The 20,295-nt window shown below is 71.5% G+C and carries 20 protein-coding genes; 6 read left to right on the top strand and 14 right to left on the bottom strand.

The genetic code is table 11. The annotated features are described in order from the left end of the window. Positions 1 to 67: 67 nt before the first annotated feature. Positions 68 to 1,756: a DUF6119 family protein gene (locus tag ACZ5NJ_RS19940; RefSeq protein WP_468766347.1), complete on the top strand. Its 1,689-nt coding sequence runs from the start codon at positions 68 to 70 to the stop codon at positions 1,754 to 1,756. A gap of 898 nt (positions 1,757 to 2,654) precedes the next feature. Continuing rightward, on the top strand, positions 2,655 to 2,777 hold the full coding sequence (locus ACZ5NJ_RS19935) for a hypothetical protein (protein ID WP_468766346.1): 123 nt from the start codon (positions 2,655 to 2,657) through the stop codon (positions 2,775 to 2,777). Between the two features lie 420 nt (positions 2,778 to 3,197). Here the strand turns inward: ACZ5NJ_RS19935 and ACZ5NJ_RS19930 are convergent, their stop codons facing one another. Both ACZ5NJ_RS19930 and ACZ5NJ_RS19925 read right to left on the bottom strand, forming a co-directional pair. Beyond that, the gene (locus ACZ5NJ_RS19930) at positions 3,198 to 4,529 is read right to left on the bottom strand and encodes a class I SAM-dependent RNA methyltransferase (protein WP_468766345.1); all 1,332 of its coding nucleotides are present in this window, start codon (positions 4,527 to 4,529) and stop codon (positions 3,198 to 3,200) included. Between the two features lie 103 nt (positions 4,530 to 4,632). Beyond that, positions 4,633 to 6,687 carry an APC family permease gene (locus ACZ5NJ_RS19925; RefSeq protein ID WP_468766344.1) on the bottom strand — a complete coding sequence of 685 codons (2,055 nt, stop codon included), beginning with the start codon at positions 6,685 to 6,687 and terminating at the stop codon, positions 4,633 to 4,635. Between the two features lie 210 nt (positions 6,688 to 6,897). On the opposite strand from ACZ5NJ_RS19925, the gene ACZ5NJ_RS19920 reads away from it, so the two are divergent. After that, a complete protein-coding gene (locus ACZ5NJ_RS19920; RefSeq protein ID WP_468766343.1) occupies positions 6,898 to 7,566 on the top strand; it encodes a potassium channel family protein in 669 nt (222 codons plus the stop codon). After that, a complete protein-coding gene (locus tag ACZ5NJ_RS19915) occupies positions 7,563 to 8,225 on the top strand; it encodes a potassium channel family protein (protein ID WP_045948692.1) in 663 nt (220 codons plus the stop codon). Before ACZ5NJ_RS19920 ends, ACZ5NJ_RS19915 begins: the two co-directional genes overlap by 4 nt. 57 nt (positions 8,226 to 8,282) lie before the next feature. Here ACZ5NJ_RS19915 and ACZ5NJ_RS19910 read toward each other — a convergent pair whose 3' ends face one another. The 7 genes from ACZ5NJ_RS19910 to ACZ5NJ_RS19880 all read right to left on the bottom strand — a co-directional run bounded on the left by ACZ5NJ_RS19910 (position 8,283) and on the right by ACZ5NJ_RS19880 (position 14,830). Further along, positions 8,283 to 9,026: a DUF3159 domain-containing protein gene (locus ACZ5NJ_RS19910; RefSeq protein ID WP_468766342.1), complete on the bottom strand. Its 744-nt coding sequence runs from the start codon at positions 9,024 to 9,026 to the stop codon at positions 8,283 to 8,285. 3 nt (positions 9,027 to 9,029) lie between these two features. Beyond that, on the bottom strand, positions 9,030 to 9,449 hold the full coding sequence (locus tag ACZ5NJ_RS19905) for an OB-fold nucleic acid binding domain-containing protein (RefSeq protein ID WP_365147361.1): 420 nt from the start codon (positions 9,447 to 9,449) through the stop codon (positions 9,030 to 9,032). Positions 9,450 to 9,505: 56 nt separating this feature from the next. Beyond that, complete coding sequence (locus tag ACZ5NJ_RS19900) at positions 9,506 to 10,192, bottom strand: response regulator (protein WP_468766341.1); 687 nt, start codon at positions 10,190 to 10,192, stop codon at positions 9,506 to 9,508. A gap of 32 nt (positions 10,193 to 10,224) precedes the next feature. Continuing rightward, a complete protein-coding gene (locus ACZ5NJ_RS19895; protein WP_468766340.1) occupies positions 10,225 to 12,780 on the bottom strand; it encodes a DUF4118 domain-containing protein in 2,556 nt (851 codons plus the stop codon). A gap of 160 nt (positions 12,781 to 12,940) precedes the next feature. Further along, entirely contained in the window at positions 12,941 to 13,708 is a 768-nt protein-coding gene (locus ACZ5NJ_RS19890; protein WP_358891944.1) for a DUF3710 domain-containing protein, read from the bottom strand. 1 nt (position 13,709) lies between these two features. Beyond that, on the bottom strand, positions 13,710 to 14,246 hold the full coding sequence (gene dut / locus ACZ5NJ_RS19885) for a dUTP diphosphatase (protein ID WP_468766339.1): 537 nt from the start codon (positions 14,244 to 14,246) through the stop codon (positions 13,710 to 13,712). Continuing rightward, a complete protein-coding gene (locus ACZ5NJ_RS19880) occupies positions 14,246 to 14,830 on the bottom strand; it encodes a PaaI family thioesterase (protein WP_395511883.1) in 585 nt (194 codons plus the stop codon). The genes dut and ACZ5NJ_RS19880 overlap by 1 nt, the downstream gene beginning before the upstream one ends. 58 nt (positions 14,831 to 14,888) lie before the next feature. Here ACZ5NJ_RS19880 and ACZ5NJ_RS19875 point away from each other — a divergent pair, with 58 nt between their 5' ends. Continuing rightward, positions 14,889 to 15,362: a DUF3093 domain-containing protein gene (locus ACZ5NJ_RS19875; RefSeq protein ID WP_468766338.1), complete on the top strand. Its 474-nt coding sequence runs from the start codon at positions 14,889 to 14,891 to the stop codon at positions 15,360 to 15,362. A 13-nt stretch (positions 15,363 to 15,375) separates the two neighbouring features. On the opposite strand, the gene ACZ5NJ_RS19870 is transcribed toward ACZ5NJ_RS19875, so the two are convergent. From ACZ5NJ_RS19870 to ACZ5NJ_RS19855, 4 genes are all read right to left on the bottom strand, one after another. Next, positions 15,376 to 16,314: a hypothetical protein gene (locus tag ACZ5NJ_RS19870; RefSeq protein WP_468766337.1), complete on the bottom strand. Its 939-nt coding sequence runs from the start codon at positions 16,312 to 16,314 to the stop codon at positions 15,376 to 15,378. Positions 16,315 to 16,323: 9 nt separating this feature from the next. Continuing rightward, the gene (locus ACZ5NJ_RS19865) at positions 16,324 to 16,620 is read right to left on the bottom strand and encodes a DUF4193 domain-containing protein (RefSeq protein ID WP_042809536.1); all 297 of its coding nucleotides are present in this window, start codon (positions 16,618 to 16,620) and stop codon (positions 16,324 to 16,326) included. A 383-nt stretch (positions 16,621 to 17,003) separates the two neighbouring features. After that, a complete protein-coding gene (locus tag ACZ5NJ_RS19860) occupies positions 17,004 to 18,248 on the bottom strand; it encodes a sensor histidine kinase (protein WP_468766336.1) in 1,245 nt (414 codons plus the stop codon). A gap of 4 nt (positions 18,249 to 18,252) precedes the next feature. Then, positions 18,253 to 18,906: a response regulator transcription factor gene (locus ACZ5NJ_RS19855; RefSeq protein WP_042809534.1), complete on the bottom strand. Its 654-nt coding sequence runs from the start codon at positions 18,904 to 18,906 to the stop codon at positions 18,253 to 18,255. A gap of 269 nt (positions 18,907 to 19,175) precedes the next feature. On the opposite strand from ACZ5NJ_RS19855, the gene ACZ5NJ_RS19850 reads away from it, so the two are divergent. Next, complete coding sequence (locus tag ACZ5NJ_RS19850; protein ID WP_362063422.1) at positions 19,176 to 19,343, top strand: hypothetical protein; 168 nt, start codon at positions 19,176 to 19,178, stop codon at positions 19,341 to 19,343. Positions 19,344 to 19,489: 146 nt separating this feature from the next. Here ACZ5NJ_RS19850 and ACZ5NJ_RS19845 read toward each other — a convergent pair whose 3' ends face one another. Next, positions 19,490 to 20,293 carry an inositol monophosphatase family protein gene (locus ACZ5NJ_RS19845; RefSeq protein ID WP_468766335.1) on the bottom strand — a complete coding sequence of 268 codons (804 nt, stop codon included), beginning with the start codon at positions 20,291 to 20,293 and terminating at the stop codon, positions 19,490 to 19,492. Positions 20,294 to 20,295 lie beyond the last annotated feature (2 nt).

Here is a 20,295-nt window from a genome sequence, read left to right as displayed (position 1 = left end):
GCTTTCATGAGCTCATCTACTGAGTGTTGTCAGCACCACGGCCGCCTTCAACTCCCCGGGAGTCCTCATGCCGCTCGGCCCGACCCTCCGCCAAAGCCCTGCCACCGCCTCCAAGACCCGCCGCAGCACCCTTTACCTGCTCCGGGACACCGGCACCTCCCCCGCGGATCTGCGTGCCGCGCTCAACGCCAGGTACGAGCGCGACTACCCCTTCGCCGTCGAGGACGTACCGGTCGGGGACGCCCCCGCGCTCCTCTGCCACGGTGTGATCGGCCACCACCGGCCGCCCGACTGGACCTCCGCCGTGCACACCCTCACCGGGCGGAAGCCGCCCGTGGAGAACCGCACCTCGGCGTGCGTCCTGCTCCTCCCCGTCGCCGACGACGTCTTCGCTCTCACTTTCGGCATGGGGCACCTGCTGCTCGACCAGAGCCGGATCTCCCCCGGCTTCGGCTTCGATTTCGTCCTGCGCGCCGCGCAGCCCGACGCCATCCGCCAGGTCACGCACAGCCTGATGGACGCCAGAGGCCGCACGGACCGGAGCTCGGCCGCCCAGGGCCAGCACATCCGCGCGTTCCCCATCGAGGAGTACGGAGAGGTGGTGAGCCGGCTGGTCGGCACCCTGAGCTCGACGGAGCTCACGATCGGGAAGCACAGCCGGCGAACGGCTCAGGTGGCGGGTACGGACGCCCTGAAGATCCATCTCGGTGCGCAGCCCGAGGACCTGCTCCACGACCTCACGCAGATCCGGGCGATCCTCGCCCGCCGCTCTCCCGCGCCGGAATTCGAGGCCATCGCCCGTGTCCGGCCCCTCAAGAACGCAGACCCGCGGCGCAGCGTCCTGGAGGCACGCCTCGACGATCTGCTGGGCGCATCGGCGGATACCGGATCACTGGCCCTCGCCGTCCCCACGGCCTGCCTCGACCAGGAGGACGCCGCACTCTCCCACCAGGTGAAGGTCGGACCCGTCCGCCGCCTCATGCCTTCACTTCCGGAGATCGACGACATTCTGGAGCTGCTCGACGGGATCCCGCCCGGCAGGCGCCTGGAAGCCCTGACAGCGGGCTACATACAGATGCATCGGGACGAGGAGGGCACCGATCCGGTGAGCGCCCAGGTGAAGGCCCACAAGTGGATCGCGGCGGAGATCCCGCTCGGCTCCAGCCGCTACTTCCACCACGAGGGGCGTTGGTTCGAGATCGGGGACCAGTACCTGGAGGGCATCCGAAGCGAGGTCGACACCCTGCTCACCGCGCCGGCCGGCTGTCCGCTGCCGGACTGGTCGGCCGATCTCGCGACGGAGGAGGACTACAACCTGGAGGCGGCGAAGCGCGGTTACGTCTGCCTGGATCGTCAGCTGATCCGGACCGCCCAGCATCCGCACGGTTTCGAGGCCGCGGACCTGCTCGCCGAAGACGGGACCCTGGTCCACGTCAAGCGAGCAGCCTCCTCGGCACCGCTCAGCCACCTCTTCGCCCAGGGCAGGATCTCCGCCGACGCTCTGCGCTACGACGCGGAGGCGCGCGCCGAGTTCGTCCGGCGCGCGCGGGAACGGCGTCCGGGGCACCCCGTCGGCGAGGACTTCACTCCGAGGAAGGTCGTCTACGCCATCTCGCTCAAGAGCGGCAAGGCCCTGACGACGAAGAACCTGTTCACCTTCGCCCAGGTGTCCCTGCTGCAGGCGGCCCGTGCGCTGCGCGCCCAAGGCATCGACGTGTCCGTGGTCAGCATTCCGTCTGTGGACACCAGCGCCTGATCCGCGTCCGCGAAGGCTCGACCTTCACGCCGTGCAGGGACCTCTTCACACATCCTTCCGTCAGGCAGGTCGCCCGCAAAGGCGTCACGGATACTCCTGGTGGTGAACCTCCACGCAGCACCCGCCCTGCACCACGGTCACTCACGCCATCCGCCCCGTCAGGTAGGTCATGAGTCGAGGGCGAACCCTTGGAACGGCCGGTCAACGCATCGGAGCACAGGAGACTCCGGCCTTCGGACGAGAGCCAGCTCTCCTTCACAGCATCGTGCGACGTTCACGGAGCGGCTGCTGCTGCAAGAGCTCGCAGAGGCGGACGGCCGGATCGTCGAGAAGCGGAGGCGTTCCAGACGTGGAGAAGTGGCCTGCCCGCGTCGCCGCTGCACGCAGGTCCGGGAAGGATCCCCGAGACGAAGGAACTGTACGGGGGGTTGGTGCCGTGGCGGGTACGAGATCAAGCTCGTCGACATCCCCGCCCGGCGCCTTGCCGTCCCCGTACCGTCGCGCTCACGGCCGCACACCGTGGCCCGGGCCGTGCAGAACGAAACCCATCCACTGGACTTGGCCAAGTCCGTCCAAGGACGTGCCCTCCAACTCATCCAGACGCTGATCACCGCTGCTGAGACCGCAAGACATTCCGGTTCAGCAGGACAGGCGGCCGGCTCCGCCCCCGTCTCATCCCCGCCGCAGTTCGTCTCCCCACTTCACCATCACCGCACAGGGCCGGGCAGTGGGGTTCCTCGTCCTCCAGGAGCAGGACCGGACCAAGCACGTCGCCACCGGCAAGGAAATCGCCGAGGCTAAAGAGCACCCCTGGGGTCAGGATCTCCCGATTCGCTACACACCCGTCCGGACGCCTCCGTTTCGTCCCCGGCGGCGGCCGACAGCATCGGGCAAGTGAATGGACCGACACCCCGACCATCCCGTCGAAGGCGAACTCGCCGAGATCGCGCAGGAGGTCACCCCGCGCAGCGAAGCCACCGAACACAGACGTCTCAACGAGATCGAAGGGGCCCGCCAGTAGCGCATCCGCCGGGAAGCCCTCATGGAGAAAGCAAGTGTCCAGTACTCCGAGGCTTACCGCGTCAGGTCTTCGAGGGGCAGGAAGCGGGAAGGTGAGACGCCGTCCGACTGCCGGACTACGTGAGCGCCGTACGCACCCGGGTGGCAGTCATGCCCCAGGTCGAGCCAGGAAGTCACTACTCAGAAGCGGCGGCTGGGGAGGGGCCTGCCACTGGCTCGGCAGCCTGCCGCTGCCGCCTCTACTAGGTGCCGACGACCACAGCTGAGCGCCACACGACGGTCGCCAAGCTTGCATGCCGACTCATCAGAAATTTCGCGCCGTTCGGGCGTCAAACGTGCGTCGAATGTGCGTCGAATGTGCGTCGAGATATCGCACCTAACACACGTAACGCCCATAACGCACACTCGGAGAAACGCCAGGTCAGCGGCCCTTTTCGGTGGGCTCCAGGATTGCCACGCACTCCACGTGGTGGGTCATCGGGAAGAGGTCGAAGACGCGGAGGGTGCGGGGCTTGTAGCCGGCTTCGGCGAAGTAGGACAGGTCGCGGGCCAGGGCCGCCGGGTCGCAGGCCACGTAGGCGATGCGGCGGGCCGACAGGCTCGCGATGTGGCGGACCGTCTGCTTGCCCGCGCCCGCGCGCGGGGGGTCCAGGACGACGAGGTCGCACTCCGTGATGCCGGTGCGCGGGAGGGCGGTGTCGACCTTGCCCTGTTCGATGCGGACCCGGGGGAAGTCCGCCAGGTTGTGGCGGGCGTCCTCCACCGCGCGCTTGCCCGACTCGATGCCGAGCACCGCACCGGTCTCGCCGAGGCGCTCCGCGAGGGCGCCCGCGAAGATGCCGACGCCGCAGTAGAGGTCGAGGGCCATCTCGCCCTTGCGCGGCATCAGGCCCTGCATGACGGCCTTGATCAGGGTGTCGGCGGCCTGCGGGTGGACCTGCCAGAAGCCGCCCATGCCGACGCGGTAGGTGCGGCCGTCGGCGCGCTCGCGGACGAAGGGGCGGCCGTGGACGCGGTGCACCCCGCCGTCCTTCTCCTCGACCCGCAGGACGGAGACGGGCTTGTCGAGCTCGACGAGCGGGAGGCGGCCGCCCGGGCGGGGGGTGAGGACGACCTGGCGGTCGTTCGAGCCGGAGGCGGCGATCGCCTCGACCGAGGCCATCGCCGGCCAGGTGCGCTTCTCGATGCCGAGTTCCGTGACCCCGGCCGCCGCGATCATGCAGTGGTCGACGGGCTCGATGTCGTGCGAGCGGTGCTTGCGCAGGCCGACGCGGCCGTCCTCGTCGATGGCGTACTGGACGCGGGTGCGCCACTGCGGGACCTCGCCGGCCGGGAGCTTGTCGCCCTCGGCGGGGGCCACGGTGCCGTCCCAGCCGGCCTCCTCGGGGGTGAGGCCGGCGAGCCGCTTGAGCTGCTCGGCGACGACCTCGCCCTTGAGCCGGCGCTGGGCGCCCGGCTTGGCGTGCTGCCAGTCGCAGCCGCCGCACTTGCCGGGGCCCGCGAAGGCGCAGGGGGCCTCGACCCGGTCCTTGGAGGCGGTGAGGACCGTGACCGCGTCGGCGCGCAGGAAGCGGGAGTCCGCCTCGCCCTCCGTCACCCGCGCGACGACCTTCTCGCCCGGCAGGGCGTGGCGGACGAACAGGACGCGGCCGTCGGCCGTGCGGGCGATGCAGTGGCCGCCGTGCGCGACGGGGCCGATCTCGACCTCGTACTCCTCCCCGACCAGTGACTGCTTCTCGTTCTGCTCGGTCATGGTGGGGAGGCTCCAGGGAGATCAGGGGTGGAGATGAGGGAACGGCCGGGCGGCCGACCCACCAGTCTACGTGGGTCCCGCCCGGCCGTTCGCCACCCGGTGCCTACTTCCCCGCCGGGTCCTTCGGACGCGGCCGCGGGGTGTCGACGGGGCCGCGGCGCACCGCGCCGGGGGCGTTCCACTCCTGGCGCTTGCGGGCCCGCCGGCGGGCGAGCTCGGAGGACTCCAGCTGGTAGGGCACCGAGGTGACCATGACGCCGGGGGTGAAGAGCAGCCGGCCCTTGAGCCGCAGCGCGCTCTGGTTGTGCAGCAGGTGCTCGTACCAGCGGCCGACGACGTACTCGGGGATGTAGACGCTGACGGCGTCGCGCGGGTTCTCGCTGCGCAGCCCCTTGACGTACTCGACCACCGGGCGGGTGATCTCGCGGTACGGCGAGTCGAGGATCTTCAGCGGGACGTTGATCCCGCGCCGCTCCCACTCCGCCTTGAGCGCCTTGGTCTCGGCCGGGTCGACGCTGATGCTGAGCGCCTCCAGGGTGTCCGAGCGGGTCAGCTTGGCGAAGGCGAGGGCGCGCAGGGTGGGCTTGTGGACCTTGGAGACCAGGACGATGGAGTGGACCCGGGAGGGGCGCACGCTGTCGTCGCTGGGGCCCTCGTCCGCGGCGATCTCGGAGGCGACCCGGTCGTAGTGCTTCCGGATGGCGGTCATCGTGCCGTAGAAGATCAGCATGCCCAGCAGGGCGACCCAGGCGCCGTGCGTGAACTTGGTCGCCAGGACGACGACCAGGACCAGGCCGGTGAAGATCGCACCGAAGGTGTTGATGGCCCGGGAGCGGTGCATCCGGCGGCGGGCGGCCTGGTCGCGCTCGGTCGACAGGTGGCGGTTCCAGTGCCGGACCATGCCGATCTGGCTGAGCGTGAAGGAGACGAACACGCCGACGATGTAGAGCTGGATCAGCTTGGTGGAGTCGGCGTCGTAGATCCACACCAGCAGCATGGCGGCGCCCGCGAGGAGCACGATGCCGTTGGAGAAGGCGAGCCGGTCGCCGCGAGTGTGCAGCTGGCGCGGCAGGTAGCGGTCCTGGGCGAGGATCGAGCCGAGCAGCGGGAAGCCGTTGTAGGCGGTGTTGGCGGCCAGGAAGAGGACCAGGGCCGTCGCGGTCGCCAGGACGATGAACAGGATGCTGCCGTTGCCGAAGACGGCCTCGGCCACCTGGGAGATCACCGGGTGCTGGACGAAGCCGTCGCCGACGGGGACACCGTGGTCGAGCAGGTTGGTGGCGGGGGCCTCGGCCATGCGGACCTTGGTGGCCATGGCCAGGCCGATGATCCCGCAGAACATGGTGACGGCCAGGCCGCCCATCAGGGCGAGGGTGGTGGCGGCGTTCTTGCTCTTGGGCTTGCGGAAGGCCGGGACGCCGTTGCTGATGGCCTCGACGCCGGTCAGGGCGGCACAGCCGGAGGAGAAGGCGCGCAGCAGGAGGAAGACCAGCGCGAAGCCGGCCAGCCCCTGGTGTTCGGCCTTGATCTCCAGGTGGGCGGTGGGCGCCGTCATCGTGTCGCCCATCACCAGGCCGCGCCACGCGCCCCAGGCGATCATGACGAAGACCGCGCCGACGAACACGTACGTCGGGATCGCGAAGAGTTTCCCGGATTCCTTCACTCCGCGCAGGTTCATCAGCGTGAGGAGCAGAATCATGATGATCGCCGAGAGCACCTTGTGCTCGATGACGAAATCGACGGCGGAGCCGAGATTCTCGACGCCGGAGGAAATGGACACGGCGACGGTGAGGACGTAGTCGACGAGCAGGGCGCTCGCCACCGTCAGCCCGGCCTTGGGGCCGAGGTTGGTGTTGGCGACCTCGTAGTCGCCGCCGCCGCTGGGGTAGGCGTGGACGTTCTGCCGGTAGGAAGCCACGACGGTGAACATCAGCACGACGACCGCGACCGCGATCCAGGGGCTGAAGTGGTACGCCGACACACCCGCGATCGACAGGACCAGCAGTACCTCGCCGGGGGCATAGGCCACGGACGAGAGCGGGTCGGAGGCGAAGACGGGAAGGGCGATCCGCTTGGGGAGGAGCGTTTCCCCGAGCCGGTCGCTGCGCAGCGCCCGGCCGATCAGGATCCGTTTGGGCACGTCGGTCAGTTTGGACACGCAGAGGATCGTAAGCGTTCGATATCGGACTGACGAACCCCCGGTCCGTGATCCTCACCAATGCGCCGCCAATGAGGCACCCCGCGGACCCCAAATGGTCACACCGGTGACCGCCCGTGTGTAGCTTGGGCCATGGTCTGAGACCCTGTTTAGCCAGAGCATGCAATGAGGCTGGAAACCAGCGAGCCGCTGTCAGCCGGAAGGACGGCCGTGCACATCGTCATTATGGGCTGCGGAAGGGTGGGCTCCGCCCTCGCGCAGACCTTGGAGCAGCAGGGGCATACGGTCGCCGTGGTCGACCAGGACCCCACCGCATTCCGCCGGCTCGGGGCTTCGTTCGGCGGCCGCCGCGTCACCGGGGTCGGCTTCGACCAGGACACCCTGCGCGAGGCCGGGATCGAGGAGGCGGGAGCCTTCGCCGCGGTCAGCAGTGGTGACAATTCCAACATCATCGCCGCCCGCGTGGCCCGTGAGATGTTCGGCGTCGAGAACGTCGCGGCCCGCATCTACGACCCCAAGCGCGCCGAGGTCTACCAGCGCCTCGGCATCCCCACCGTCGCGACCGTACGGTGGACCGCCGACCAGATGCTGCGCCGCCTCCTGCCGTCGGGCGCCGAGCCCCTGTGGCGCGACCCGAGCGGCGGCGTCCAGCTCGCGGAGGTGCACACCTCCCCCGCCTGGATCGGCCACAAGGTCAGCAAGCTCCAGGAGGAGACGGGCGTGCGTGTCGCGTTCCTCACCCGCCTGGGCGAGGCGACGCTGCCGACTTCGCAGACCGTGCTCCAGGAGGGCGACCTCGTCCACGTGATGATGCGCACGGACGAGATCGACAAGGTCGAGGCGGCCTTCGCCGAGGGTCCCGAGGAGGCACACGCATGAGGGTCGCGATCGCCGGAGCCGGGGCCGTGGGCCGCTCCATCGCGGGCGAGCTGCTGGAGAACGGCCACGAGGTGCTCCTCGTGGACAAGGCGCCGACCGCCATCTCGGTGGAGCGGGTGCCGCAGGCGGAGTGGCTGCTGGCCGACGCCTGCGAGATCACCTCGCTCGACGAGGCGGCGCTCCAGCGCTGCAACGTGGTCATCGCCGCCACCGGTGACGACAAGGTCAACCTGGTCGTCTCGCTGCTCGCCAAGACCGAGTACGGGGTCCCCCGGGTCGTGGCGCGGGTGAACAACCCGAAGAACGAGTGGCTCTTCAACGAGTCCTGGGGCGTCGACGTCGCGGTCTCCACGCCGCGCCTGATGTCGGCCCTGGTCGAGGAGGCCGTCAGCGTCGGCGACCTGGTGCGCCTGCTGCGCTTCAGCCACGGCGACGCCAACCTCGTCGAGCTGACCCTGCCGGCCGACTCCTCGGTCGCCGGGACGCAGATCAGCGAGATCAACTGGCCCGAGGACACCTCGCTGGTGACGATCATCCGCGGCAACCGGGTGCTCACCCCGCACGGCGAGGAGACCCTGGAGCCGGGTGACGAGCTCCTCTTCGTGGCCGCCCAGGCCCGCGAGGGGCAGCTGGAGGACCTCCTCCAGGCCAAGCACTGAGAAACGCGGGAGGGGCGGGGTGACCGGAGTCACCCCGCCCCTCCCGCGTTCCGCGGCTCAGCCCCGCTTCTCGCGGGCGGCCTCCTCGGCCTCGTACTCGGCGATCACGTCGATCGGCGGCGGCGCCTTCGCCAGGAAGACCCAGGTGAAGTACACGGCCAGCACCATCGGCGGGAGCTTCAGCGCGATCAGCACCCAGCCCAGCTGGGTCTCGTCACCCCACCAGTACAGCGGGAAGAGGATCGCGTACTTCGCCAGGAAGACCAGGCCCCAGGCCAGGCTGGCCTTGGTGTACGCCTTCTTGCGCCCGGGGTTGCGGGTGCGCCAGGACAGGTTCTCCTTGAACACCGGCCCCAGGATCACGCCCAGCAGCGGGAAGCCGACCAGCGCCGAGAGCGTGAACGCCACGCCCAGGCCGACGCCGTAGATCATGCCGGGCAGGTAGAACCCCTTGGCGCTGCCCGTGAACAGGGCGAAGGCCACGCCCACGCCGACGCCGAAGACCCCGCTGAAGGCGTGCTTGACGGTGTCCTTGCGCAGCAGCCGCACGACGACCAGCAGCACCGCGACCACGCCCGCCGCGATGGCGGACATCGTCACGTCCTTGTTGATCGTGTAGATCATCACGAACAGCAGGCCGGGGAGCATCGTCTCCACGGTGCCCCGGATGCCGCCGAAGGCGTCGAACAGCGCCGCCTGCGTGACCTCCCTCTGGTCCGCGGAGGGGACGGAGGGGGCCGGGGTGGCGGAGGAGTCCGGGGAGGCGGACTCCGGCGGGGTCGGTCGGTCGAGTGACGTCACCGGTCAGTGCTCCTGTCCGACGGGGCGGAGTTCGTACTTCGGGTTGAAGAGGACCCGGCGCCCATGGCTCATCGCGATCCGCCCGGAGGCGATCATGCGCCGCCCGGGCTCGATTCCCACGATCGAGCGACGCCCGAGCCACACCACGTCCAGCGCGGCCGAGCCGTCGAAGAGCTCCGCCTCCAGGGCGGGTACGCCCGCTCGCGGCCGCAGGGTGACGGTGCGCAGGGTTCCGGTCACCTTGACTATCTGGCGGTCGTGGCAGTCGCAGATCCGCGTGCACCCCGCGGCTTCTGCGTCCTCCTGCAGTTCCGCCGAATGCAGCTCCTCCTGGGAGGTGGACAGCCGCTCTATCATCCGGCGGAACCGGCCCGCCGGCCTGGCCGGTTTCGCGGGCTTCTCGGGACGCGGTTCAGCACTCATACAGGAAGCGTACCGGCGCCCCCGCCCCCGCTCGAAGCCCCACCGCTCCCCGCCCGCTACTTCTCGAAGCGGTAGCCCATGCCGGGTTCCGTGATGAAGTGCCGCGGGTGCGAGGGGTCCGCCTCCAGCTTGCGGCGCAGCTGGGCCATGTAGACCCTCAGGTAGTTGGTCTCGGTGCCGTAGGAGGGCCCCCAGACCTCCTGGAGGAGCTGTTTCTGGCTGACCAGCTTCCCGCCGTTGCGCACGAGCACCTCCAGCAGGTGCCATTCGGTGGGGGTGAGCCGTACGTCGCGTCCCTCGCGGACCGCCTTCTTGGCCGCGAGGTCCACCGTGAACCCCTCGGTCTCCACGACCACCTCGTCCTCGCCCGCCCCCGCGGTCGGCTCGGCCCGGCGGACGGCGGCGCGCAGCCGGGCAAGCAGCTCGTCCATGCCGAAGGGCTTGGTGACGTAGTCGTCGGCGCCCGCGTCGAGGGCCTCGACCTTCTCGTCGGAGCTGTGCCGGGCGGAGAGGACGAGGATCGGGACGCGGGTCCAGCCGCGCAGCCCCCTGATCACCTCCACCCCGTCCATGTCGGGCAGGCCGAGGTCGAGGACGACCACGTCGGGGTGGCGGGCGGCCGCGAGTTCCAGGGCGCCCGCCCCGTCGGCCGCGGCGTCGACCTCGTACTTGCGCGCCTTGAGGTTGATCACGAGGGCTCGGACGATCTGCGGCTCGTCGTCCACCACGAGCACCCGGGTCATGGGGGTCCTGCTTTCTGTCGTTCGGGGGGTGTTCACGCGGTCGACGCCGTCCGGGCGGGATCCGGTTCCGGCGGCTGCGGCGGGCCGGCCGCCGCGCGGAGGGTGAGCACCATGGTCAGTCCGCCCCCGGGGGTGTCCTCGGCGGCGAGGGTGCCGTCCATGGCCTCGGCGAAGCCCCGCGCCACCGCCAGGCCGAGGCCCACGCCGGCCCCGCGCGGGGCGTCGCCGTGGCGCTGGAACGGGGCGAAGATGCGGTCCTTGGCCTCGTCGGGGACCCCGGGACCGCGGTCGACGACCCGGACCTCGACCCGGTCGCCGAGGGTGCTGGCCGCGACCAGCACCCGCTGGCCCCGGGGGCTGTACTTGACGGCGTTCTCCACCACGTTGGCCACCGTCCGCTCCAGCAGCCCGGGGTCCACCCGCACCATCGGCAGCGTCTCCGGCACGTCCAGCAGCACGCTGTCCTCCGGTACGCCGCCCAGCGCCATGGGGACCACCTCGTCGAGGTCGATCTCCCGGATCAGCGGGGTCACGGTGCCGGTCTGGAGCCGGGACATGTCGAGCAGGTTGCCCACCAGGTGGTCGAGCCGGTCGGCGCCGTCCTCGATGCCCTCCAGCAGCTCGGCCCGGTCCTCCTCGGACCATTCCACGTCGGCGGAACGCAGCGAGCTGACGGAGGCCTTGATGGAGGCAAGGGGCGTCCGCAGGTCATGGCTGACGGCGGCCAGCAGGGCGGTGCGGATCCGGTTGCCCTCCGCCAGCCTGCGGGCCTCCTCGGCCTCCCCGACCAGCCGCTGGCGGTCGAGCACGACGGCGGCCTGGGCGGCGAAGGCGCCGAGCACCCGGCGGTCCTCGGCGGGCAGCACCCGCCCGGACAGGGCCAGGGCCATGTGGTCGCCGATCGGCATGTCGACGTCCGCCTCCTCCGGCCGGGCCGCCACCGGGCCGGGCCCCGCACTGCCGGCCGGGGACCACGGCTCCCGCTCCCCGGCCCGTTCCAGCAGGGCCACCGAGCGCATCCCGAAGGTCTCGCGCACCCGCTCCAGCAGCGCGTCCAGGGCGGTCTCGCCGCGCAGGACGCTCCCGGCCAGCGTGGACAGGATCTCGGACTCGGCTCGCAGCCGGGCGGCCTGGTGCGTGCGCCGGGCGGCGAGGTCCACCACCGAGGCGACCGAGACGGCGACCCCGAAGAAGACCGAGATGGCCATGATGTTGCGGGGGTCGGAGACGGTGAACCGGTGCAGGGGCTCGACGAAGAAGTAGTTCAGCAGCAGGGAGCCGAAGGCCGCGGAGGCCAGGGCCGGCCAGAGCCCGCCCAGCAGGGCGGCCGCCACCGTCAGGCCCAGGAAGAGCAGCATGTCGTTGGCGAGGCCGGGGTCCGTGCTGATGTGGGTCAGCAGCAGGCACAGCAGGACCGGGAAGACGACGCCGACCAGCCAGCCGGCCACGATCCTGGGCCGTCCCAGCCGGGCGGCGGAGCGGGCCACGGGCAGCCCGCGCCCCCGGGCCACCTCCTCGTGCGTGACGATGTGCACGTCGAGGTCGGGCCCCGAGTCGCGGGCGACGGTGGCGCCCACCCCGGGGCCCAGCACGTACTGCCAGGCCTTGCGGCGGCTGGAGCCGAGGACGATCTGGGTGGCGTTGACCCCGCGGGCGAAGGCGAGGAGCGCCTCGGGGACGTTGTCGCCGATCACATGGTGAAACGTTCCGCCAAGGTCTTCGACCAGGGTCCGCTGGACCGCGAGCTCCTTGGGGGAGGCGGAGGTCAGTCCGTCGCTGCGGGCGATGTAGACGGCGAGGATCTCGCTGCCGGAGCCCTTGGCGGCCATCCGGGAGGCCCGGCGGATCAGCGTGCGCCCCTCGGGCCCGCCGGTGAGGCCGACGACGATGCGCTCGCGGGCCTGCCAGGTGGAGCGGATGCCGTGCTCGCCCCGGTACTGCTGGAGGTACTCGTCGGCCCGGTCGGCCACCCACAGCAGCGCCAGCTCGCGCAGGGCGGTGAGGTTGCCGGGCCGGAAGTAGTTGGACAGGGCCGCGTCGACCTTGTCGGGCTGGTAGATGTTGCCGTGGGCCATCCGCCGGCGCAGCGCCTGGGGGGACATGTCGACCAGCTCGACCTGGTCGGCCCGGCGGACCACCTCGTCGGGGACGGTCTCGCGCTGGCGCACCCCGGTGATCGTCTCGACCACGTCGCCGAGGGACTCCAGGTGCTGGATGTTGACGGTGGTGACCACGTCGATCCCGGCGCCGAGCAGTTCCTCGACGTCCTGCCAGCGCTTGGCGTTGCGCGAGCCGGGGACGTTGGTGTGCGCGAGCTCGTCGACGAGGGCCACGGCGGGGCGGCGGGCCAGGACCGCGTCCACGTCCATCTCGGTGAAGGAGGCGCCCCGGTGGACCAGCTCGCGCCGGGATACCTGTTCGAGGCCGTGCAGCATCACCTCGGTGCGCGGCCGCCCGTGGTGCTCGACGAAGCCGACGGCGACGTCGCCGCCCCGCTCCACCCGCCGGTGACCCTCGGCGAGCATCGCGTACGTCTTGCCCACACCGGGTGCCGCGCCCAGATAGATCCTCAGCCTGCCGCGTCCCATGCGCTCATTCTCGGGGACGTTCCCGCTGTTCACGCACCGATCGGGGGCCGGCCCGAGATCCCTGACGCATCCCTGACGCCCAGGCGGGTACGACGGCGGGCCGTATTCCCGGAGGAGTACGGCCCGCGGTGGGGAACGGGTGTCGCCGGGGTCCGCCGGGTCAGCGGATCTCGGTGATCATCGGGCCCTGCTCCAGCTGGCCCATGCCGCCGGAGAAACGGGAGCTCTCCTGGTCCTCGGCCGTCTGCACGCCGTCCGGCACCATCTGGGCGTCGTTCGGCAGCTTCAGGACGATGGGGTCGCGCGGGGCCATCGGCCCCTCGCCGCGGACGACGACGGTGTCCCGGAAGATCTGCTCCAGCACGCCGGCCGACTCGGGGCGCACCGCGCCCTGGCCGGAGATGACGCCGCGCAGGAACCAGCGCGGGCCGTCGACGCCGACGAAGCGCACCAGCTGGGCGCCGGTCTGGCCGTCGGGCAGCGGTACGGGGACCTGCGCGCGCAGCTCCCAGCCCAGCGGGCCGTCGACCTCGTCGATGAGACCGCCCTGCTGGGTGATGCCCGAGGCGATCTCCTCGCGGACCTCGCCCCAGATGCCCTCCTTCTTGGGGGCGGCGAAGGCCTGGAGCTGGACGGCGCTGTCCCGCAGGACCACGGTGGCGGCGACGATCGCGTCACCGGCGACCTCGACGCGCAGTTCCATGCCCTCGACACCGGGTACGAGGATGCCGCCCAGGTCGACCCGCCCGTCGGCGGGGTTGCCGGGCACCTCGGAGACGTCCCAGGGGCCGTCGGGCCGCGGGGCCGGCGGCAGGTTCACCCGCCGGGGCTCCCCGGCTTCGGCCGCCTCGTCGGCGCGCACGCCGTCGACCTGCTCGGCCGCGCCGCCGTCGTCAGCGGAGTCGTTCTTCTTGCGACGTCCGAACACGTCACTGTCCTTCCCGGTCGGTAACGACCGAAGCGTAGCCATTCCCACCCTGCTGACCAGCGCCGGATCCGGCCACGGCCGCATGACCGCCGGTGGAGCCGAACCCCCCGTCGGCCCGGGCCGAGCCGGGAAGTTCCGCCACCTCGTGGAAGCGCACCTTCTCGACCCGCTGGACAACCAGCTGGGCAATGCGGTCGAAGCGCTCGAACCGGACGCTCTCGCGCGGGTCGAGATTGACCACGATCACCTTGATCTCCCCACGGTACCCGGCATCCACCGTCCCCGGGGCATTCACGAGCGCGAGCCCGCAGCGGGCGGCCAGGCCCGAGCGCGGGTGCACGAAGGCGGCGTACCCGTCGGGCAGCGCGATGGAGACGCCGGTGGGCAGGACGGCCCGCTCCCCGGGCTCCAGCTCGGCGGCCACGGTGGTCACCAGGTCGCAGCCGGCGTCGCCGGGATGGCCGTAGGAGGGGAGCGGCACCTCGGGGTCGACGCGGCGGATCAGCACGTCGACGGGCGTGTGGTTGTCGTGGGGCATCAGGGGTTCACCTCGAAGGCGCGTGCGCGCCTGACCTGGTCCGGGTCGGACATCGCCGCCCGGATCTCCTCGGGACGGCCGTTGTCGATGAAGTGGTCGACCTTCACCTCGATGAAGAGCGCGTCGGCGCGGACGGCGACGGGGCCTTCGGGGCCGCCGATCCGGCCCACCGCCGTGGAGTAGATCTTCCGGCCCGCGACGGCCGTGACCTCGGCCTCCAGGTGCAGCACGGTGTCCACGGGGACGGGCCGCACGAAGTCGGTCTCCAGCCGGCCGGTCACCGCGATGACGCGCAGCAGCCAGTTCAGGGAGCCCAGGGTCTCGTCGAGCGCGGTGGCCAGCACCCCGCCGTGGGCGAGGCCGGGCGCGCCCTGGTGGGCGGGACGGACGGTGAACTCGGCGGTGACGCGCACGCCCTCGCCCGCGCGGGCCTCCAGGTGGAGCCCGTGGGGCTGGCCCCCGCCGCACCCGAAACAGTGTTCGTAGTGCGCGCCGAGGAGCTCTCCGGGTGCCGGCGCATCGGGATGCCGGACCGGAGCGACGGCATCGGCCGGGGGCGTCAACGCTGTGTTTCGTCCACTCACAGCCGCAGACCTTACCCGCGCGGCTACCCACCGGTCGCCTCGTGGGAGGCTTGAGGGCATGCAGCTCTCCCCCGCGCACCACGACGAACGCCTGTCCGCCCCCCGCTCCTGGTGGGGCATCGCCGCGCTGACCGGTGTGGCCGGCGCGCTGATCACGCTTCCGCTGGGCACCCTGCCGCTGCTGGCGGGGTTCGTCGGCGGCGGCGCGCTGGCGGGGATGCTGGTGAGCTCGATCGGTTCCGCGCGGGTGCGCGTGGTGAACGGGGTGCTGGCGGCGGGCGAGTCCCGGATCCCGGTGTCGGCGCTGGGCGAGCCCGAGGTGCTGGAGGGCGAGGAGGCCCGGGCCTGGCGCACGTACAAGGCCGACATGCGGGCCTTCATGCTGATGCGCAGCTACATCCCGACGGCGGTCCGGATCGAGGTCACGGATCCGGCCGACCCGACGCCGTACGTGTACGTCTCCACGCGCGAGCCGCGGGCCCTGGCGGCGGCGGTCCGCGCCGCGCAGGAGGCCTCCGCCCCGCAGGCCTGAGGGCCAGGGGCGGTCAGCGGCCGAAGCCGTCGGGGTCCGGGGGCTCCAGTGCGGCCGGAGTGGCCCCGGGAAGGGGCTGGGCGGGGCGCTGTGCGGGTCCGGCGGCGGGGAGGGCCGCCCAGGGCACGGCCCGGCGGCGCAGGTCCGTACGGACCTTCTCGGCGAGTTTCCTGGTGTCCCGGCGGTTCATGACCGCGCCGACGGCGGCGCCGACCATGAACGGCATCAGGCTGGGCAGGTTGCGGAACATCCGCTTCATGATCTGCTGGCGCAGTTCGCGCTTCATCTGGCCGCCGAGCGCCGCGTTGAGCGTGGTCGGCTTGGTCAGGTCGATCCCGCGCTCCTCGGTCCAGGCCGTGAGGTAGGCGAGGCTGCGGTCCTTCAGGGTGCCGGGCGGTCGCTGCCCGTAGACCTCGTGCAGTTCGGCGAGGAGTTTGAGTTCGATGGCGGCCACGCCGGTGATCTCGGCGGCCAGCTCCGCCGCCAGGGCGGGCGGGACCGGCATCATGGCGGCCGCGCCGACGCCCGCGCCCACGGACGACGTGGCGTTCGCGGCGCCGGCGATCAGTTTGTCGGCCAGCTGCTCGGGGCCGAGGCCGGGGAACTGCGCGCGCAGTGTCGCGAGGTCCCTGACCGGAACGCGCGGGGCGTTCTCGATGATGCGGTCGGCGATGTACAGGGCGACGTTCCGCGCGCTCTCGCCGCCCCTGCGCACACCGTTCTTGACGGCTTGCATCCGACGCGCCCCGGGTCTGCCCCGGGACTCCTCGTCCGCCGCCGTACCAGACGGCACCGCCGCGGCGGTGTCGGACGGCACGACGGCCGCCCCGGAGGCCGGGTCGCCGACGGCCCCGGGGCCCGTTTCCGGGCCCGCGGCTTCCGCCTGCGCTCCTGCCGCCGGATCGCCGGTCTTCCGAAGGCGGAGCTTCCGGAAAGGCGTCGAGCCGGTCACGGCCGAGACCTAGTCGCAGTCACGGCAGATGGGCTGGCCGTCCTTCTCGCGGGCCAGCTGGCTGCGGTGGTGCACCAGGAAGCAGCTCATGCAGGTGAACTCGTCGGCCTGCTTGGGCAGCACCCGGACGGCCAGCTCCTCGTTGGAGAGGTCCGCACCCGGGAGCTCCAGGCTCTCGGCGCCGTCGAAGTCCTCGATGTCGACGCTGGAAGTGACCTTGTCACTGCGTCGCGCCTTCAGCTCTTCGATGCTGTCGTTGTCGACGTCGTCGTCGGTCTTGCGTGGGGTGTCGTAGTCCGTTGCCATTTTTTCGCTCTCCCCCTCTGGGATTTAGCGGTGTCTCAGCGCACGTAACGCGCGAGAGGCCGGACTTGTGCCCGACCTGAGGCGGAGATTTTGCCTCACATCAAGGTCTGTTACTCAATCGACACCCAGCCCCGCGCCCACAGGGGCCCGCAGCTGGGATGACGACCGGGACCGTACACGGTCCGGGGGTCGTCTTGCACGACCGCCACCCCGTGTATTTCCCGCCATTCGAGGGGCCGGAAACCCGGACTTCCCGGGCTTTCCGGCCCTCCTGGGGTCACGGAACGCGCACGCCCGGACACTCGACAATGTGATCGATCACACAGCCGAGGGCCTCCGTCCCGCCGGGCCGTTCCGCTGACAGCGAACAGCCCAGGGGTGGATCAAAGGGGCAGCGTGACACGCATCACCAGGCCTCCGCCCTCGCGCGGGGTCGCCAGGATGCGGCCGCCGTGTGCGCGCGCCACAGAGCGCGCGATGGACAGGCCGAGGCCCACACCCTTGTCACTGCCCGTTCGCTCCGTACGCAGCCGTCTGAAGGGCTCGAAGAGGTTGTCCACCTCGTACGCGGGAACCACGGGACCCGTGTTCGAGACGAGCAGCACCGCCTGGCCGTGCTGGACCTCGGTCGTGACCTCGACCCAGCCGTCCTCCGGCACGTTGTACCGGACGGCGTTCTGCACCAGGTTCAGGGCGATCCGCTCCAGGAGCACGCCGTTGCCCTGGACCACGGCCAGCGCGCGCTCGCCGCGGATCTCCACGCCCTTGGCCAGCGCCTCCCCGCGCGCCTGGTCGATGGCGCGCGAGGCGACCTCCGCCAGGTCCACGGGCTTGCGCTCCACGATCTGGTTCTCGCTGCGGGCCAGCAGCAGCAGGCCCTCGACCAGCTGCTCGCTGCGCTCGTTGGTGGCCAGCAGGGTCTTGCCCAGCTGCTGGAGCTCCACCGGCGCGCCGGGATCCGACAGGTGCACCTCCAGCAGGGTCCGGTTGATGGCCAGCGGGGTCCGCAGCTCGTGCGAGGCGTTGGCCACGAAGCGCTGCTGGGCGGTGAAGGCCCGTTCCAGGCGGTCGAGCATCTCGTCGAAGGTGTCGGCGAGCTCCTTCAGCTCGTCGTCCGGCCCGTCCAGCTCGATCCGCCGGGTCAGGTCGGAGCCGACCACCCGGCGGGCGGTCCGGGTGATCTTGCCCAGCGGCGAGAGCACCCGGCCGGCCATCGCGTAGCCGAAGGCGAAGGCGATCACGCTGAGGCCCAGGAGGGCCATCAGCGAGCGGCTCAGCAGGTCGTCCAGGGCGTGCTTGCGCTGGTCGAGGATGCACTGCCCGATCGCGGCGTTGAACTGCTCGATCGACTGGTCGATGCCGACGCCCGGGCAGGTGCTGCTGGAGACCTCGACCTTCTGGCCGCCCACGATCTTGAACGGGAGCGCGTTGCCCTCCCGCAGGGCCTGCGCGGCCAGCAGGTAGATGATCGACAGCAGCAGGATCCCGGCGATCAGGAACATGCCGCCGTAGAGCAGCGTGAGCCGTATGCGGATGGTCGGCCGCAGCCAAGGGAAGGGACCCTCGGGCTGGCCGGGGTCCCAGGTGGGTTTCGGTGGCGCCGGTGGCGGCGAGGGGGTCGCGGCCATCGGATCAGATCCGGTAGCCGGAACCGGGCACGGTCACGATGACGGGCGGCTCGCCCAGCTTGCGGCGCAGCGTCATCACGGTCACGCGGACCACGTTGGTGAACGGGTCGGTGTTCTCGTCCCAGGCCTTCTCCAGCAGCTGCTCGGCGGAGACCACGGTCCCCTCGCTGCGCATGAGCACCTCCAGCACCGCGAACTCCTTGGGCGCCAGCTGGACCTCCCGGCCCTCGCGGAAGACCTCGCGCCGGTTGGGGTCGAGTTTGATCCCGGCCCGCTCCAGCACCGGCGGCAGCGCCACGGTCGTCCGCCGCCCCAGGGCGCGGACGCGGGCGGTCAGCTCGCTGAAGGCGAAGGGCTTGGGCAGGTAGTCGTCGGCCCCCAGCTCCAGGCCCTCCACGCGGTCGCTGACGTCGCCGGAGGCGGTGAGCATGAGGACGCGGGTGGCCATGCCGAGTTCGATGATCTTCCGGCAGACGTCGTCGCCGTGCACCAGCGGAAGGTCCCGGTCGAGCACGACCACGTCGTAGTCGTTCACCCCGACGCGCTCCAGGGCCGCGGCGCCGTCGTACACGACGTCCACGGCCATGGCCTCCCGGCGCAGGCCGGTGGCCACCGCATCGGCGAGCAGCTGCTCGTCCTCGACGACGAGTACGCGCACGTCGTTTCCTTCCTTCGAGCCCTGAGGGCACTCCTGAGGGCACACCTGTATTGCGCCTCCATCCTGCCGGTTTCGGCCGTAAACCGGCTGTAAGGCGCCCCTGAGCCCCTTCTCGGGGCCCCTGAGGGCTCGGAAGTGAGGATTCCCTCGCCTTGCGAGGTTTCTGGGCCCAGCGTGCCGGGGAGGACGACTGCACACCCCATCCACTCCTGACGGCGGACTGCCCCGCGCAGGCACGCCGCGACCCACGAAGAGGGGGCGCACCCAGCATGGACGCATTCACCGCGGGTCTCCTGCAGCGCATCAGCGCCACGCAGTCGGACCTGAGCAAGGCCCGCGAGACGGGCGACGACTACCTCGCGGACGTGGAACAGGCCGCGTTGGAAGACCTCCAGCGGCTCGCCGCGGAGCACGGCGTGGCGGTCACGGCGGCCTGACCGGGGCACCGCCCCGGTCTGCCACCGGCCGCCTCGGCCCGAGCGACGGCGCCGCCGGAGCCCCCGCTCCGGTACGGCGCCCCGAACGGCGACGGACCCCCTGCCGCACCCGCGGCGGGGGGTCCGTTCGCGTCCGGGCCCGGCCCTCAGTCGTGCCAGGCCCCGGCTTCCTCCAGGAGCGGCTGGAGCGAGGCGAACACCGCCGGGGTGGCCGCGACCGTCAGCTCGCCCGAGGCCGGCTCGGAGGGCCGGCCCCCGGTCAGGGCGCCCGCCTCGCGGGCGATCAGCTCGCCCGCCGCGTAGTCCCAGGGGTTGAGCCCGCGCTCGTAGTAGCCGTCGAGGCGGCCGGCCGCGACGTCGCACAGGTCGAGCGCCGCCGAGCCGGCGCGCCGGATGTCCCGGACGCGGGGGATGATCCGCCGGGCCACCTCGGCCTGGTGCTCCCGCCGCGCCTGGAGGTACCCGAACCCGGTGGCGACCAGCGCCTGGTCCAGCGGGGCCGCGGCGCGGCAGGCCAGCCGGGCGGTGCCCGACCAGGCCCCGCCGCCGAGCACCGCGTGGTACGTCTCCCCGCGCATCGGTGCCTCCACCACGCCGACCACGGTCTCGCCCCGGTACTCGGCGGCGATGGACACGCCCCAGCCGGGGAGCCCGTAGAGGTAGTTCACGGTGCCGTCGAGCGGGTCGACGACCCATCGGATCCCGCTGCTGCCGGGCACGTCCGCGCCCTCCTCGCCGAGCATCCCGTCCTCGGGCCGGCGCTCCGCGAGGATGCCGGTGATCAGCTTCTCCGCCGCGAGGTCCATCTCGGTGACGACGTCGATCGGGCTGGACTTGGTGGCGGCCACCGCCAGGTCGGCCGGACGGCCGTCGCGCAGCAGCTCCCCGGCCCGGCGGGCGGCCTCCAGGCCCACCGCCAGCAGTCCGGCCTTCAGCTCTTCGGAGATCACGC

This window comes from Streptomyces sp. NPDC032091, from assembly GCF_055580265.1.
Note: the sequence above shows the minus strand (reverse complement) of the source record. Positions and strands in the feature narration are given on the sequence as shown.